At 48.1% G+C, this 14,956-nt stretch carries 9 protein-coding genes and 1 pseudogene; all 10 read right to left on the minus strand.

The genetic code is table 11. From position 1 onward, the window contains the following. Window positions 1-13: 13 nt before the first annotated feature. The 10 genes and pseudogenes from RQP52_RS12420 to RQP52_RS12465 all read right to left on the minus strand — a co-directional run bounded on the left by RQP52_RS12420 (window position 14) and on the right by RQP52_RS12465 (window position 14,947). Entirely contained in the window at window positions 14-1,465 is a 1,452-nt protein-coding gene (locus RQP52_RS12420) for a CoA-acylating methylmalonate-semialdehyde dehydrogenase (RefSeq protein WP_315951818.1), read from the minus strand. Then, window positions 1,462-2,652 carry an iron-containing alcohol dehydrogenase gene (locus RQP52_RS12425; protein ID WP_315952237.1) on the minus strand — a complete coding sequence of 397 codons (1,191 nt, stop codon included), beginning with the start codon at window positions 2,650-2,652 and terminating at the stop codon, window positions 1,462-1,464. Before RQP52_RS12425 ends, RQP52_RS12420 begins: the two co-directional genes overlap by 4 nt. A gap of 16 nt (window positions 2,653-2,668) precedes the next feature. Then, window positions 2,669-4,813 carry a beta-galactosidase trimerization domain-containing protein gene (locus RQP52_RS12430; protein WP_315951820.1) on the minus strand — a complete coding sequence of 715 codons (2,145 nt, stop codon included), beginning with the start codon at window positions 4,811-4,813 and terminating at the stop codon, window positions 2,669-2,671. Window positions 4,814-4,969: 156 nt separating this feature from the next. After that, complete coding sequence (locus RQP52_RS12435) at window positions 4,970-7,081, minus strand: hypothetical protein (RefSeq protein WP_315951822.1); 2,112 nt, start codon at window positions 7,079-7,081, stop codon at window positions 4,970-4,972. A 460-nt stretch (window positions 7,082-7,541) separates the two neighbouring features. Beyond that, window positions 7,542-8,753, minus strand: a pseudogene (locus RQP52_RS12440) (NAD(P)-dependent malic enzyme); the annotation flags it as partial. A gap of 293 nt (window positions 8,754-9,046) precedes the next feature. Continuing rightward, entirely contained in the window at window positions 9,047-11,230 is a 2,184-nt protein-coding gene (locus RQP52_RS12445; RefSeq protein ID WP_315951825.1) for a malate synthase G, read from the minus strand. A gap of 26 nt (window positions 11,231-11,256) precedes the next feature. After that, complete coding sequence (locus RQP52_RS12450) at window positions 11,257-12,024, minus strand: fumarylacetoacetate hydrolase family protein (protein WP_315951827.1); 768 nt, start codon at window positions 12,022-12,024, stop codon at window positions 11,257-11,259. A 170-nt stretch (window positions 12,025-12,194) separates the two neighbouring features. Further along, entirely contained in the window at window positions 12,195-12,941 is a 747-nt protein-coding gene (locus RQP52_RS12455) for an IclR family transcriptional regulator (RefSeq protein WP_315951829.1), read from the minus strand. Window positions 12,942-13,105: 164 nt separating this feature from the next. After that, on the minus strand, window positions 13,106-13,981 hold the full coding sequence (locus RQP52_RS12460; protein WP_315951830.1) for a carbohydrate ABC transporter permease: 876 nt from the start codon (window positions 13,979-13,981) through the stop codon (window positions 13,106-13,108). 12 nt (window positions 13,982-13,993) lie between these two features. Beyond that, complete coding sequence (locus RQP52_RS12465) at window positions 13,994-14,947, minus strand: ABC transporter permease (protein WP_315951831.1); 954 nt, start codon at window positions 14,945-14,947, stop codon at window positions 13,994-13,996. Between the last annotated feature and the right edge of the window lie 9 nt (window positions 14,948-14,956).

Here is a 14,956-nt window from a genome sequence, read left to right on the forward strand (position 1 = left end):
GACGGCAAGCGTCTTAGTAGCGCGAAGTTACCATCTTCTTGCGGGTGTAGAATTCAACCCCGTCTCTACCATTGGCATGCAGATCCCCGTAGAAGGATTTCTTGAACCCCGAGAATGGAAAGAAGGCCATCGGCGCAGGCACTCCGACATTGATGCCCAGCATGCCCGCATCGATCTGCTCGCGAAATTGCCTGATGGCTTTCGCGCTGTCCGTATACAAACAAGCGCCATTGGCAAATTCCGAACGATTGGCGATTTCAATCGCTTCCTTCAAGCTGCTTGCGCGAACAATGCTTAAGACCGGTGCAAAAATTTCATCCTGCCAAATTTTCATATCGGTTTGAACCCCGTCAAAAATAGTCGGACCGAGAAAAAATCCACTCCCCTGCGTTGCCGCCGCATTTCGTCCATCCACGACTATAGAAGCTCCTTCACGAATACCCGCTTCAATGTAGTCTATCGTCCGGTCTTTATGGGACGACCGGATGACCGGACCGAGGAAGACGTCTCGTTCGAGCCCGTTGCCAATCTTCAAACGGCTTGCTGCTTCCTGCAATTTATTAACAAGAGGATCAGCAATGTCTCCTACAGCTACAACGACGGAACATGCCATACACCGTTCGCCGGCTGAGCCGAACGCTGCGCTCAAGATATTGCTGACCGTAAGTTCCAGATCGGCGTCAGGCAGCACAATACTATGATTTTTGGCTCCTGCTAGCGCTTGAACTCTCTTGCCATGAGCGGCGGATGATTTGTACACATACTCCGCAACAGGTCGGGAACCTACGAACGAGATAGCCTGGATATCCGGATGCTCGATCATCCCGTTAACGATCTCCTTCGAGCCGTGCACAATGTTGAGCACGCCATCCGGAAGCCCTGCCTCTGAGAATAATTCCGCCAAACGGTTCGCTAACAGCGGAGTTCTTTCCGATGGCTTCAGAATAAATGTGTTTCCACATGAAATCGCTAACGGAAACATCCAGCATGGCACCATCATCGGAAAGTTAAAAGGCGAGATGCCCGCAACGACCCCAAGCGGGTACCGATACATGCCCGATTCGATACCGGTTGCAATGTCGGGCAGCTGGGAACCCATCATCAGCGTTGGTGAACCCGCTGCAAACTCGACGCATTCGATCCCGCGCTGCACTTCACCATAAGCTTCCGTGTAGCTTTTGCCGTTCTCCTGCGTAATAAGCCGAGCGAGCTCCTCCCAGTGCTCTACCAATAGCTGCTGGTATTTAAAAAGAATGCGCGCACGCTTCGGTACCGGGGTCTCCCTCCAGGCGGAGAAGCTGCTGCGTGCTGCCTCTACCGCTGCATGCAAATCGCTGCGCGTAGACAGAGGGACTCGCGCGATGGCTTCTCCTGTCGCCGGGTTCGGCACGATCTCATAGGAGGAGCTGTCGGACGGAACCCACCTGCCCCCGATATAATTTTGTAAAACCGGAATCGTTGTCATCGCGCCGCTCCTTCTTCTTTTTTAAACTCGTAATCGTAACAAAATCGATATAGAGCTTCAATATCACTTGCGGTTACAGCTCTCGGATGATTGCCGGGACTTCCGCTGGCAATCGCGTCAACCGCCATCTGTGGAATCGCCTTGTCAAACGCCTCGCGATCTATTCCCCAATCACGTAAATTCGGAATGTTCAAGAGGCGGCATAATGTACGGACCTCCTCCATGACAGCGCCTGATAACCTTTCTCTCCCGCTGTCAGCGAGGTCGGGTCGCATCACGCGCCCGATCTCAGCCAGACGTTCCTGCGCATATGCTGATGTAAATTCAAGGACAGCTGGCAGCAGCATCGCGTTGGATATTCCGTGGGGAACATGAAAAAGTGCTCCCAGCGGTCGAGACATGCCGTGAATCAACGTCACCGAAGCGTTGGAGAATGCGGCACCTGCCAACATAGAGCCAAGTGCGATTTGAGCGAAGTCTTCCGCATCCCCTTTTTTCGCATAACAGACGGGCAGATGTTTGATCAATAAGGCAATGGCTTGAAGAGCCCAACCGTCACTCAGTGGATTGGCCTTCCGGGACCAATGCGCCTCGATGGCGTGGCATAAAGCATCAATGCCTGACGATGCGATGACGGACGGAGGACACGACATACACAGCAGCGCATCTATGATCGCAACTTGCGGCACTAACTCCGGCTGAGCGATCATCATTTTGACATCCCTTCGGGTATCAATGATGACTGTCACTTTCGTGACCTCAGAGCCTGTCCCCGCCGTCGTTGGTATGGCAATCAACGGCAATGGGCGATTAGCGAACTTTTTCACTCCGCCGACATAGTCTCCGATATATCCTGTGTTCGTCATCATGGCAGCGGTCGCCTTGGCGGCGTCGATGCAGCTGCCTCCTCCCAAAGCGACAATCACATCGCACTGCTCCTCCCGGCAGATGGCGAGCGCTTCATCCACATGCCGATCAGTTGGCTCTGTTTCAACACCGCTATAGATCGCGCAGGAGAAACCTGCTTGTTCCAAATAATCTCTGCATGTCTGGACGTGGCCGATTTGTGCCATAACGGGATCGCTAACGATTAGAGCTTTGGTCCCTAAACTTGATGCATAGGAAGCCACCTCTGAGAAAGCACCTAATCCTATGTTGATTTTCGCCGGCATCAAAATCTCATGTATCATGCTTAGCACCCCCTCATTCAAAAACAACGACATCATAGTCCAAAATGCTGGACACGACGACAGAAACAGCATCCACTTCTCTGGTCATTGTTAACGGGCTATGATCGGATAACCGGAAAGCTCGCTGTGGCTCGAAATCTTCACCTAACGGCAAACGAATCGTCACATCACGGGCCGCAATGAGTTGTCTAAACATTCTCCGTCCGCCATTCACGTTCACAAGATGAACCAGACGCCGTTGTTCCTGAACTCTTAATGTGGCCAACAGCGTTTCCGGACCCTCCACCTGTAACGGCAAACGTTCCTTTGTCGTCCATAACACCGCATTCACCAGCAAAAGCGCCCAATCCGGATAACCGTATCGTGCAAATGCCGTATCCTGTTGTCCCGGAAAATAAACGGTTCTGCCGCCGCCTGCATGCTCCCTGGCGATCAACATCGGCATTCCGGTATCCGGTTCCAGCGTGTACGACTGCCCCTCGGGGAAAACACGGAATGGCGCGGACAACGTCAACGGCACGTCCGAATCTTTGTCGGCGGCGACTCGGCAATAAGCGTTTGAAGCCGGTATTACCGATGTATCCCCAAGCCGATCCAGTAAAGGATGTGAGGAATTTTGTACATTCAAGTAGCTTTGTTTGTATACACCGTTCTCCTCTCCCATTACGGAATTCGTACTTATATAGGAGGCACCGAATAAATTTGCCAGTAAAAAGTCTGACCGCTTGCTGCCATCTGTATCAAACAAGGAAGTTTCAAACGTAGCGATGACACTGCCGCCGTTCTTAGCATATTGGTTTAGTGCAGCTGCCGTCTCTTCCGACATGCAGGCAACGGAAGGCAGGATGATTGTCCGGTATTTGCCGAGATTCCCCTTCTTCACAACGGCATCCGAGATGATATCGAACGGAATGTGATTATCCGACAGCGCCAATTCAACCCCTCTGATCGCGTCGACATAGTTCAGCTTTGGCTTCTCTTTTCCGTAGTAAAAGAGGGTATCCTGGGAGTAGACGATGGCCACGTTTGCTCCGGATCGGTCATCGTTGTAATAATCTTGATTGTCAGCTACAAAGTGATATAGCGATTTCACCGCCGGAAAACCTCTCTGATCCTGATGCCCATGAATCGGTCCTCCGGATAAATTCAAGATGGCATTGCCCCCGTTCGCATAAATCTGGGCCATATACACCTTTTGTTCAGCCGGCGGCACAGCATTTCTACGCCACGGCCACGCTTGGAAATAGGAGGCCAGCACCCATGGCTGATGATCGCTGACATTGTCCAGGAAGTTCGCTTCCTCCGCAGGCCAAAGCAGAAAGTCCCAGTGGCTTGAATCCCCTTCTACACGGATCCGGGTTTGTGCTTCCACTTGAACCGCGTCGATATAGGCCGCCATTCCTTCAATATCTAACGCGCCTTTGGTCGTCCATCCCGTTTCCCCAAAGCACACGCTGTTACACATCACCGGCATATTCGGATCAAGCGATTTCACCAAGTCATACAAAAATTTGGAGCGCTCCACGACACGCTGCTGCCGCCACCGTTGGAAAGTTCCCCAGACAGGATCGTTCCAATCCTCTTTCACCGGAATCTGGCTGCCGGCGTAAGCTCCGAACGCTTCTCTGCAGCGAGCACAGTGACAAATACCGTTGCCATAAGAGGAAAAGCCATAGCTTCCGCCGCCGAATTTGATGCCGTCGACCTCGTAGCGCATCACGATTTCGCGTAAAATTTCCGCTAAATATTCATTTTGATAACCGCTTAGCGGACATGCGATATAAAAATCGCCCAAATCCTGATTTGCTTTATACGGCTTGCCTTCGTGGTCACAGGAGCACCAATCCGGATGTTCTAACGCAGCATTACCCGGAATCAGACTCAAGTCCATTGCCGCCACTGCGCGGATATCATGTGATTGAACCGCTTTCACGATTTCCCCTGTCAGATCCCGATCCCCCAAAAAAGGGCTTTTTCTGATCGACAAGTTGGTAGGATGCACCGTCACATACCCTGCGCAAAAAAACGACAGCACATTTACACCGAGTTCGTTCAAATCTTTCGCAAAACGCTCCGTGTCAAAATCAAGACAATCGACATCCCTGATTGTCAGATGTACGCCTCTGCTTCGCTTGCTCAACCAATCCGATTTCGCCATATTCATCCCCCAATATGCGTAGTGTGAACTCTGCCCAATCTGATTATAGATACAGTTAGTGCCGCATCCTATAGACACTTTTTGTTACGATGCCTCCGCTCTTGTTCAGCGCAATATTTGTCCAAGAAGGCATAATCTGTCTTTAAGCTATAGAAGTTATTTGCTCGCTGGCATCTGATTACCGGCGTAAACAAAGGCAATATCTTCTAGTACCTGCGGACGATATAGCTCCCATGAGAAAGGTGTCTTGCCAAGGTGCATCAAGGGATGTTCTACGTAGTGCGCCTTGGTTACCGCGATCAGCCGCTCCCAATGTCCAGCTGCGTGCGGTGCCTCCAGAAGCTGAATCGCATGAAGGCGTTCGGTTTCATCTCCAGTTCTTTTATACAGCTCATAAGAAACGGCAGCCCGCAGTTTATCCGCAAAATAATAATTCAAATGGGCCCACGCTTCAATGTCAGCCTTTTCGCAACAGAGTACAGGTGTATCGGCTTTAATAGCCGCCAACCATTCAAGTCCGCGATTCGCATCCACCTCTAGCGTCTCTGCCAGTCTAAGCGGTGAAACCCTATCCGTTGTATGTCCTTCTAAGTGTTGGTCCACATATTCGGATACCGATAGATAGTGTGGATTAAACGTTTTCCGCTCCAGAAGATCCTGCAACGAAATAAACGATGCGCCTCCATCGTATTCCGCTTCGTCCGTGGACATGAAGCCTTCGGCATATAAGGTGAAATCCCATGTGAATGAATACATGGATGCGAGGGCCATTGGCATTTTACAAACAGCTGCATACGCTTTCAATAATGGCACTCCGATCGGTGCACGATGGCGCTGTTCGATTGCTTTCTCAAATACACGGTCGGGTGTATCCGGTTCATACAACAGCCTTCCCCATAGCATGTAATAGAGCCAGTTTTTTTCAAACAGATAGGTCCAGTCCATATGATCGCTATCCTTCAAATGGGCGTAATCGATGCCGGGAATCATGCATTCCGACCCGATATAGTAGCCCCCAACGTAGTCCTGCCCGTTCTCTGAAATATGCTCCCGGATGAAATCCGGCTGCGCCCAGCGAAGCGTGAAGAAGTCCTCGTTGCGGACCATCCAGGTGATTTTATAATTCGTTGGCGACGGTTTCCAATACCCCTCCATCCCCTGCGAGCCTCCGTGTGTCAGCAGCAGCTTGGAAGAGGAGTAGGCATGCGACCAATTGAATTTCACTTCCACCCATACCGGTTCAGGCATGAAGCCGTTGCTTTCTATCGCATTTCGTGTGATGGAAGGATCTACGGAAAACGGTGCGCGATGAATGAATTTCACCGGCCGGTTGGCTTGTTTCATGCCTTCAAAATAAACGTCATTGACCCAATCCTGTCGACTTTGCGGCGTCATATCGTTCATTCGTTCCCCCAGCGAGATGCCGAGTCCAGTAAGATCCGGATACTCTTCAATCAGCTGAGTGACACATTCCCGGGTATATTGTTTGATCATGTCCGTGGAGTAAGAATCTCCATAATGATAAAAGGTTTCGTCGCTTATCGCTTGTGGATCATAATGCTCCCGGTAGGCTTCCGATACGAAAATGTTCCAATTGACCATATACGTCTCGATTCCACGTTCTTTGGCCATCCGGAATAAAGCGGTCCAGTACAGTTTCCACTCCGTTAGTTCTTCCTCACTGAAAGGGCATGCCTTCGGGAAATGCACAGGACGAATCATGTAGGGAAACGGATGCAGATTCCACAATGTCAGAACGTTATAGCGGTTCTCAGCCATCATATCGAGAAACTTTTGCCAAAAGGCAAGATCACGAACCGTCTCCTTTTGAAGCTCAAAACACGCATTCTTCCGGTAGCTAGACCAAGGAAGATTGAATTTGACCGCACGGAATGGAAAGCGAGCATTCATGACGCACTCCGGGATGGCTGTCAACGATCCATAGTTCCGGAGCCGCTCTTCCAGTTCCAAGGTTCCGTACATAGCCCCCGCTTCATCACCGGCCAAAATGTACCAGATGAAGGAACCATGCCCTTCCCGCTTACGGAGTTCGAAACCCTCTGGAGCGACAGAGTTATCTATGGTTATGCCATGTTGAGTGGCGGCTTCCTCCCTATCGGAGATGATAATTACGCTCGTAGATATAACGTTAGCTGCTATATCCAAAGGTTTAGCTGTCCCCTCAAATCTTGCAATTGTGTCTAGCAGCTTAGAAGCTGCAAAACGGATCATGGATGAATCCTTGTGATACACAACGGTCGTAGTCACTTTCAGCTCACTCCTTCCCCTCATTAAGGCATTATCGTTATCGTTGCTTCCAGCTTGATTGTAACAAGTGTTTTCGAGGCATAGAACCGACAGTTCTTGATGTATCCTGCACGCCTATTCAAGGACAAAATCAGGGACAATAATTGTCTTCCTGATCATTTTTTGTCCTTAACCCTTACTGAGACACTTAGCGAAAGCGTAACCTCAAACTTGAGGAACTACAGGCCGCTATTCTAGCAAATTCAGCCCATTCCTCGTTCAAGCGGAACTACAGGCCCTTATTTGACCGCCTAAACCTGTTTTCTTTAAGAGAACGGACAAATAGAGGACCACAGTTCCCCTCAGCGTGAAAAAGAGCCTATTTGGGTCAAATAGCGCCCTGTAGTTCCCCTGGCCAGGAAGGAACCGCCCAAGCGATAGCAACAAAAAGGCCAACCGGATAATTCCGGTCGACCAAAGCTTAACTGATGGGTGTTAATTTTCGTTCTGCGAATTTCGAGCCTCTAAACTCAGGCGGTATTCGACGTGCAACTCCTGTTTGAATGGCAGCCTGCACCACTTGATCCCGAATTTCTTGTACGACCTTCTCATTAAAAATGGAAGGAATAATATACTGTTCATTTAGCTCATCATCCGTGACCGTGTAAGCAATGGCCTTCGATGCAGCCAGTTTCATTTCTTCGTTAATCTGGCTCGCTCTGCAATCAAGTGCCCCTCGAAATATACCCGGAAAACAAAGTACGTTATTGATTTGGTTCGGAAAGTCGCTACGACCCGTGGCGATCACTCTGACAAAAGGAGCAGCCGCTTCCGGATCGATCTCAGGGGTCGGATTCGCCATGGCGAAAATGACCGGATCGCTAGCCATGCGATGAACCTCTTCCAGCTTCAACACATTCGGTCCGGATACACCAATGAAAACATCGGCGCCATTCATCGCATCAGATAAGCTGCCCTTCGTATTCTCCTGATTGGTGTTTCGTGATACCCAGTCCCACAATGGATTATCGTAGGTGTGATCACGTGTCAAAATGCCCTGACGATCTACAGCCATGATGTGCTTTGCCCCGGCTCCCAACAACATTTTAACAATAGAAACGCCTGCAGCACCAATCCCTACAACAACGATTCGAATATCCTCGATTTTCTTCTTGGTTAACCTAAGGCTATTAATAAGTCCGGCTAAAACAACCACCGCTGTCCCGTGTTGGTCATCGTGAAACACAGGAATGTCCAACTCTTCCTTCAGGCGGGTTTCAATCTCAAAGCAGCGCGGAGAACTGATATCTTCCAAATTAATTCCACCAAAGGCCGGGGCCATATTCTTAATGGTTCGAATAATATCTTCCGTGTCTTTGGTATTTAGGCAGATGGGAACAGCATCCACACCTGCCAATTGTTTAAACAGCATCGCCTTTCCTTCCATCACAGGCATAGCTGCTTCAGGGCCGATATCACCCAAGCCTAGAACAGCTGTACCATCGGAGATCACAGCAACGGTGTTGCGTTTAATCGTCAACGTAAAGGCTTTTTCAGGATTTTCATGAATTGCCATGCAGACTTTGGCTACACCTGGTGTATAAACCTTCGATAGATCATCCCGGTTTTTCACCGGTATTTTGGGCTGGATTTCAATTTTGCCCCCTAGGTGTACAAGGAACGTGGGATCCGAGATATGATGCAGGACAACACCCGGCAGCATTCTAATTTTATCCGCTATCAATTCCTCGGCTTGTTCTCCCAGATTGACGGTAATATCCCTCGTGGTCGATTGCTTATCGGAACGAATCACGTCAATGGCGACGATATCTCCACCGGCACGACTTACCGCATTCGCCACTTCACCGAAAGTGGTCACCTTCTGATCCAATTCAATACGCAAGATGAGACTGTTAGATGAAGATTTCACTATACTTCTCCCCCTCCGTAATAAGGAAATTCTTCTTTTCCTGGTCTATAACGTCTTTATCTATTTGAAGCCGGCACCATGGCCTTGAATTCCCTACGTCTGCGATGCAAGATCGGTTCTGTGTAACCGCTTGGTTGTTCATAACCTTTGAATACCAGCTCGCACGCAGCTTGAAATGCTACAGAGTGATCTAAATTCTCAGCCATTGGACGATAGGCAGGATCTCCGGCATTTTGCTCATCTACCACCTTGGCTAAACGCTGCATCGTCTTAAGAATTTGCTCCTCTGTGCAAATCCCGTGATGAAGCCAATTAGCCAGGTGTTGGCTGGAAATACGCAAGGTGGCGCGGTCTTCCATCAGCCCCACGTTATTGATATCCGGAACCTTGGAGCAACCAATGCCTTGCTCTACCCAGCGGACAACATAGCCAAGAATACCTTGAGCATTATTGTCCAGTTCCTGTTGAATTTCTTCAGGAGTCCATTGCGGTTTTGCTTCCACAGGAATATTTAATATCTCATTCAGATAATCTTTTCCGCTCTCTTTTAATTGGTTCTGAATGTCTACTACATCCATTTGATGATAATGAAGTGCGTGTAATGTCGCTGCTGTTGGTGACGGCACCCATGCCGTATTGCAACCAGCCTGTAGATGAGCAATCTTTTGAGTCATCATATCCTTCATCAGGTCCGGCATGGCCCACATTCCTTTGCCAATCTGGGCACGCCCTTGCAAACCGCACGCTAACCCTATGGTAACGTTTGATTTCTCATAGCCTTGCAGCCAACGGGATGACTTCATATTATTTTTGCGGATCATAGGTCCTGCTTCCATAGAGGTATGCATCTCGTCGCCTGTTCGGTCTAAGAACCCTGTGTTAATAAAAACAATGCGATCCTTCACTTCGCGAATACAAGCCTTCAAGTTTACGGAAGTACGGCGTTCCTCGTCCATCACACCGATTTTGATCGTATTTCGCTCCAACTCGAGCATATCTTCTGTCCGATTAAACAAAAGATTAGCAAAAGCTACTTCCTCGGAGCCGTGCATTTTTGGCTTTACAATATAGACAGAACCTTTAAGCGAATTTTGATACGCACTATTTCTCAAAAGATCATGTTTGGCAATGAGGCTCGTTACAACAGCATCCAATATGCCTTCAGGAACTTCCTGCCCGTTCTGATCTAATACAGCATCGATCGTCATCAGATGTCCTACATTCCGGACAAATAAAAGTGAACGACCAGGCAAACTAATTTCCTCACCAGCAAGAGATGTATAGATACGGTCAGGATTCAAAGTCCTTGTAATAAATTTATTTCCCTTCGGTACGGAAGCCGAGAGATTTCCTTTCATTAGTCCCAACCAGTTCCTGTACACCAGTACTTTATCCTCAGCATCGACTGCAGCAACAGAGTCTTCGCAATCCATGATCGTCGTAAGCGCTGCTTCCATCAGGATGTCTTTCACACCTGCCAGATCATTCTGGCCAATCGGATGTTGGCGGTCAACTTGAATTTCAACATGTATCCCGTTATTTTTTAGCAAGATCGCAGAAGGATCGTCCGCCAGTCCTTGATAGCCAACAAGCTGAGAGGCGTCCTTCAAATCTGTCGTTTCCCCATTGGCTAGGGAGATGGACAATTCTCCATTCACGATTGCGTACCGAACAGCATCATGATGCGAGAAGTTAGACAGAGGTGCTGCTTGATCCAGGAAACCCTTGGCATACGCAATAACCTTATCTCCACGAATGGCATTGTACGCAGCAGTACGCTCGGCACCATCCTCTTCATCGATAACATCCGTTCCATATAAAGCATCGTAAAGACTTCCCCAGCGGGCGTTCGCAGCATTTAAAGCATATCTGGCATTATTGACTGGAACAACTAATTGAGGGCCTGCTTGATGGGCAATTTCCTCGTCTACCCCTTGTGTTGTAATTTGAAAATCTTCGACTTGCGGTTCCAAATAACCAATTTCTTGTAAAAAGGCTTGATAATTTTCGGGGTTAAAATTCCCTTTATTTTCAATGTGCCATTCATGAATAAGCTTCTGCAGCTCATCCCGTTTGGCTAATAAGGTTTTATTATGAGGGGCAAGGTCGTGAATCAACGTACTAAGATCTGCCCAGAACTTTTCACTTTTTAACCCGCTGCCAGGGAGTACCTCTGAATTAATAAACTGATAAAGTACCGCAGCAACTTGTAGATTTCCTACGTTTACATATTCGCTCATTTGGATGTCCCCTTTATACGTGTGGATTATGATTTTTGAGCAACAACAGGATTTTGCAAGTGACCTATGCCTTCAATGTAACAATCCACGACATCCCCATCCCGGACTTGATCTGCACCGGCAGGCGTTCCAGTCAGAATGATATCTCCTGGCATGAGGGTCATGAACCGGCTGATGTACGCGATCATGATATCAATTGGCGTAATGATCCGTTCCATGAGAGCATCCTGCTTAACGGTACCGTTCACGGTAGATTGAATGCGAGCCGAGTGATAATCGAAGTCGGTTACAATCACAGGACCCAGCGGGCAAAATGTATCAAATGATTTGCCAATCGTCCAATGACCCTCCGGATGGAAATAATTGAAGGCGCCCAAGTCGTTGGCTACCGTGTAACCGAAGATCACTTCGTGGATGTTTCTCGGGTCTATGTTTCTCGCTTCTTTCCCGATAATGACGGCAAGCTCCGATTCGAATTTGATATCGTCCGTTCCAAGTGGCAGAACCACGGCGTCTCCGGGTCCGACAACAGTGGTCAATGGCTTGAAGAACAGGATCGGCATTTCCGGCACCTCTGGTTTTGGCACCCCTTCGCCAACAAAATTTCTACCGATACCGATGATGTGTCTCGGTGTAAGAGGAGCTTTAAGTTGAACATCGTTCAATGAGAATGTCTTCCCAGTAAGAATACGAGAGGTGAAGATGTCTCCTGTAAATTCATGAATGTTAGAATCTTCTATGATTCCACTGCGTATCTCTGATTCACCAGAAACTATAAAACGAGCTAATTTCATACTAAAAGCCGCCTCTCTTGTTCATTATTATGAACAACGTTCTATATTTTGTATTTAAATTGATCTTCCCATAGTTTAACGTTTGTGTCAATGGGATTTTTGCCAATTTCTTTTCGCGGCATGGAATAGAAAAAATCCCGATTCACCTAAGTGACCCGGGACTTCTATGCTCATATATTCGTTGACAATCGCTTTGCTAAGGAGCAAATTTCACTGATGCTTTCTTCCTTCTTTCCCTCCCAATGATGGATGGGCATTGAACAACTGACTGCTGCAACTACGGTGCCAAGACGGCGGATCGGTGCAGCCACACAACAAAATCCCATCACGCCTTCCTGTATATCCAAGGAATACCCTCTTTGGCGCACGGTTTCTAATTCTTGCAAAAATGCTTCTCGGGAACCAATGGTATGAACGGTTATCTTATGGAGCGATTCCTGAGGGAATACCCGGCTGACTTGCTCGGCATCCATATCGATCATAAGCGACTTGCCAAGGCCGGTCGCATGAGCCGGGATACGAACGCCCGGCCCCGAAACCATCTGGACCGGTGTCGGTGCTTCCACTTTTGTCAGGTAGAGAACTTCGCTGCCATCCAAACGCGCCAGCTGCACGGATTCTTGCATCTTTCGCATAACCGGCTCAGCCATTCGCCTGAATTCTTCAATCAGGTCGTACTGGCGAAAATAAGCGCTGCCCAAATCGCCAACCGCGCTTCCGAGAGCATACGTCTCATTTCTGTCTCGATTGATCCACTGCAGCCGCTCCATGGTCTGAAGTAGAGAGTACAGCGTACTCTTGCTGATCCCCAAGTGCTTGGACAACTCGGACAGCTTCCATTTGTAGGGCTCCTCCGTCAGTAAGGTAAGTACAGCATGTGCCCGATCCAACGCTGGGACGGAATACTTTTGCTCCATTTTGTCACGTCCTTTATATGATAAACATCGTTCGATATATTGATCGTATTATCCCTAGATGCTACCATGCGTGCAATGGCTAGTCAATGTAGAATAATAGAAAGTGCCCATTCCTTCCCCCGCTGCCTGTGAGCTGGAGAATGAATGGGCACATCCTGAATCAGTTAACCTTTGACGGAGCCTAGCATAACTCCCTTGGCAAAATGCTTTTGCAAAAAGGGATAGATGATTAAAATCGGCACCATGGCCAGCACAATCGAGGCCATACGAATCGTTTCCTGCGGCAATACTCTGTCGTCACTGCCGACAGACCCTGCACCGCTGGCATCGGAATCGATAACCAACGACTTGACCAGCACCTGCAAGGTCCATTTCTTGGCATCGCTCAAGTAAACCAGGGCATTGAAATACGTATTCCAATACGAAACGGCAAAGAACAGAACAAAAGCAGCAATCGCCGGCATGGATAAAGGAATGACAATGCGCCAGAATACGCCGATATCCGAGCAACCGTCAATTCGAGCGGCATCTTCCAACTCCGGAGGCAAGGAATCCAGAAATCCTTTTATCACAATCAAGCTCCAAGCATTCGTAAGACCCGACAAGATTAATGACCAGTGCGAGTTTAACAGGTTCATATCCTTCATTAATAAATAGTTAGGCAAAATACCTGCGTTGAACACTAATGTAAAAATAACGCCGCCGAGCATCCATTTCCTGCCGGGTACATGTTTCTTGGTTAAGACGTACGCAAATGTAAAAGAGATGAGAATGCTTATCACAGTCCCTATTCCTGTAACGAATACGGTGCTTTTCAGGGCATTAACGAAGCTATTGGTTGACAAAATGTATTTGTACGCAGACAATGACCATTTTTCCGGGAATAGATAAAATTGCAAAGGCACGTAGACTTCCGGATCGGTAAAGGAAACACTGAATACATAAATGAATGGAAATACGCATGCTATAGAAATGATTGCCAGCAGCGAGTAGTTAATATAATCGAAGAATGTCATCTTCTTCGTTTTTACGAAACTCATGGGTACTCCTCCTTAATAAATCCCTTCTTGCCCCAGCTTCTTCACCACGTAATTGGACAGCATAACAAGGATCAAGCCCACAACACCTTTGAACATCCCCACCGTCACACCGACGCTGATTTTCCCACCGAGGATACCAATCGTATACGCATACGTGTCGAACACCTGGGAAACCGAGGTTACCAGCGGATTGTTCATCAATAAGATTTGTTCAAAACCGACATCTGCCATATGCCCTAATCTTAAAATCAGCAAGATAATGATCGTCGGGCGAATAGCCGGCAGCGTCACATGCCATATCTGCTTCATTCTTGAGGCCCCGTCTATGACGGCTGCTTCATATTGTTGGGGGTCAACGCCAGCCATTGCGGCCAAGAAAATAATCGTCCCCCAGCCAACTTCCTTCCACATGCTTTGGGCGGTGAGCAGTCCCCAGAAAAAGTTGGGATTGGACAGAAAAGATACCGTGTCGAAGCCCATATTCGAAATCAGTTTATTGATTAACCCTACATCGGTGGAGAGCATAAAGAACGTCATACTAGCAACAACGACCCATGATAAAAAATGCGGTAAATAAACGATTGACTGATTAATTCGTTTGAACGTTTCATGCCGGATTTCATTGAGCATCAAAGCAAGCACAATCGGCAGCGGGAACATGAAAATGATACCGAAAATATTAATTGCAAACGTATTTCTCAACATGAGATAGAACACTTCACTCTGAAATAACTCGGTGAAATTGGTAAAACCAATCCATTCGCTCCCCCAGAGGCCTTTAAAAGGGTTGTATTCCTTGAAGGCAATCAAGAGCCCCCATAAGGGCGCGAATTTGAATATTAAAAAGTATAGGATGCCCGGCGCAGCCAGGGCATACATCCATTTGCTTTGCACCATGGCCGCCCATAACCGTGAACGTTCCTGAACGCGCGTACTTTTTACAATTGTTTGTACCTGTGTTTGCATCTGAAGCAC

Source organism: Paenibacillus violae (genome assembly GCF_032461945.1).
In the GTDB taxonomy this organism is placed as follows: domain Bacteria; phylum Bacillota; class Bacilli; order Paenibacillales; family NBRC-103111; genus Paenibacillus_E; species Paenibacillus_E violae.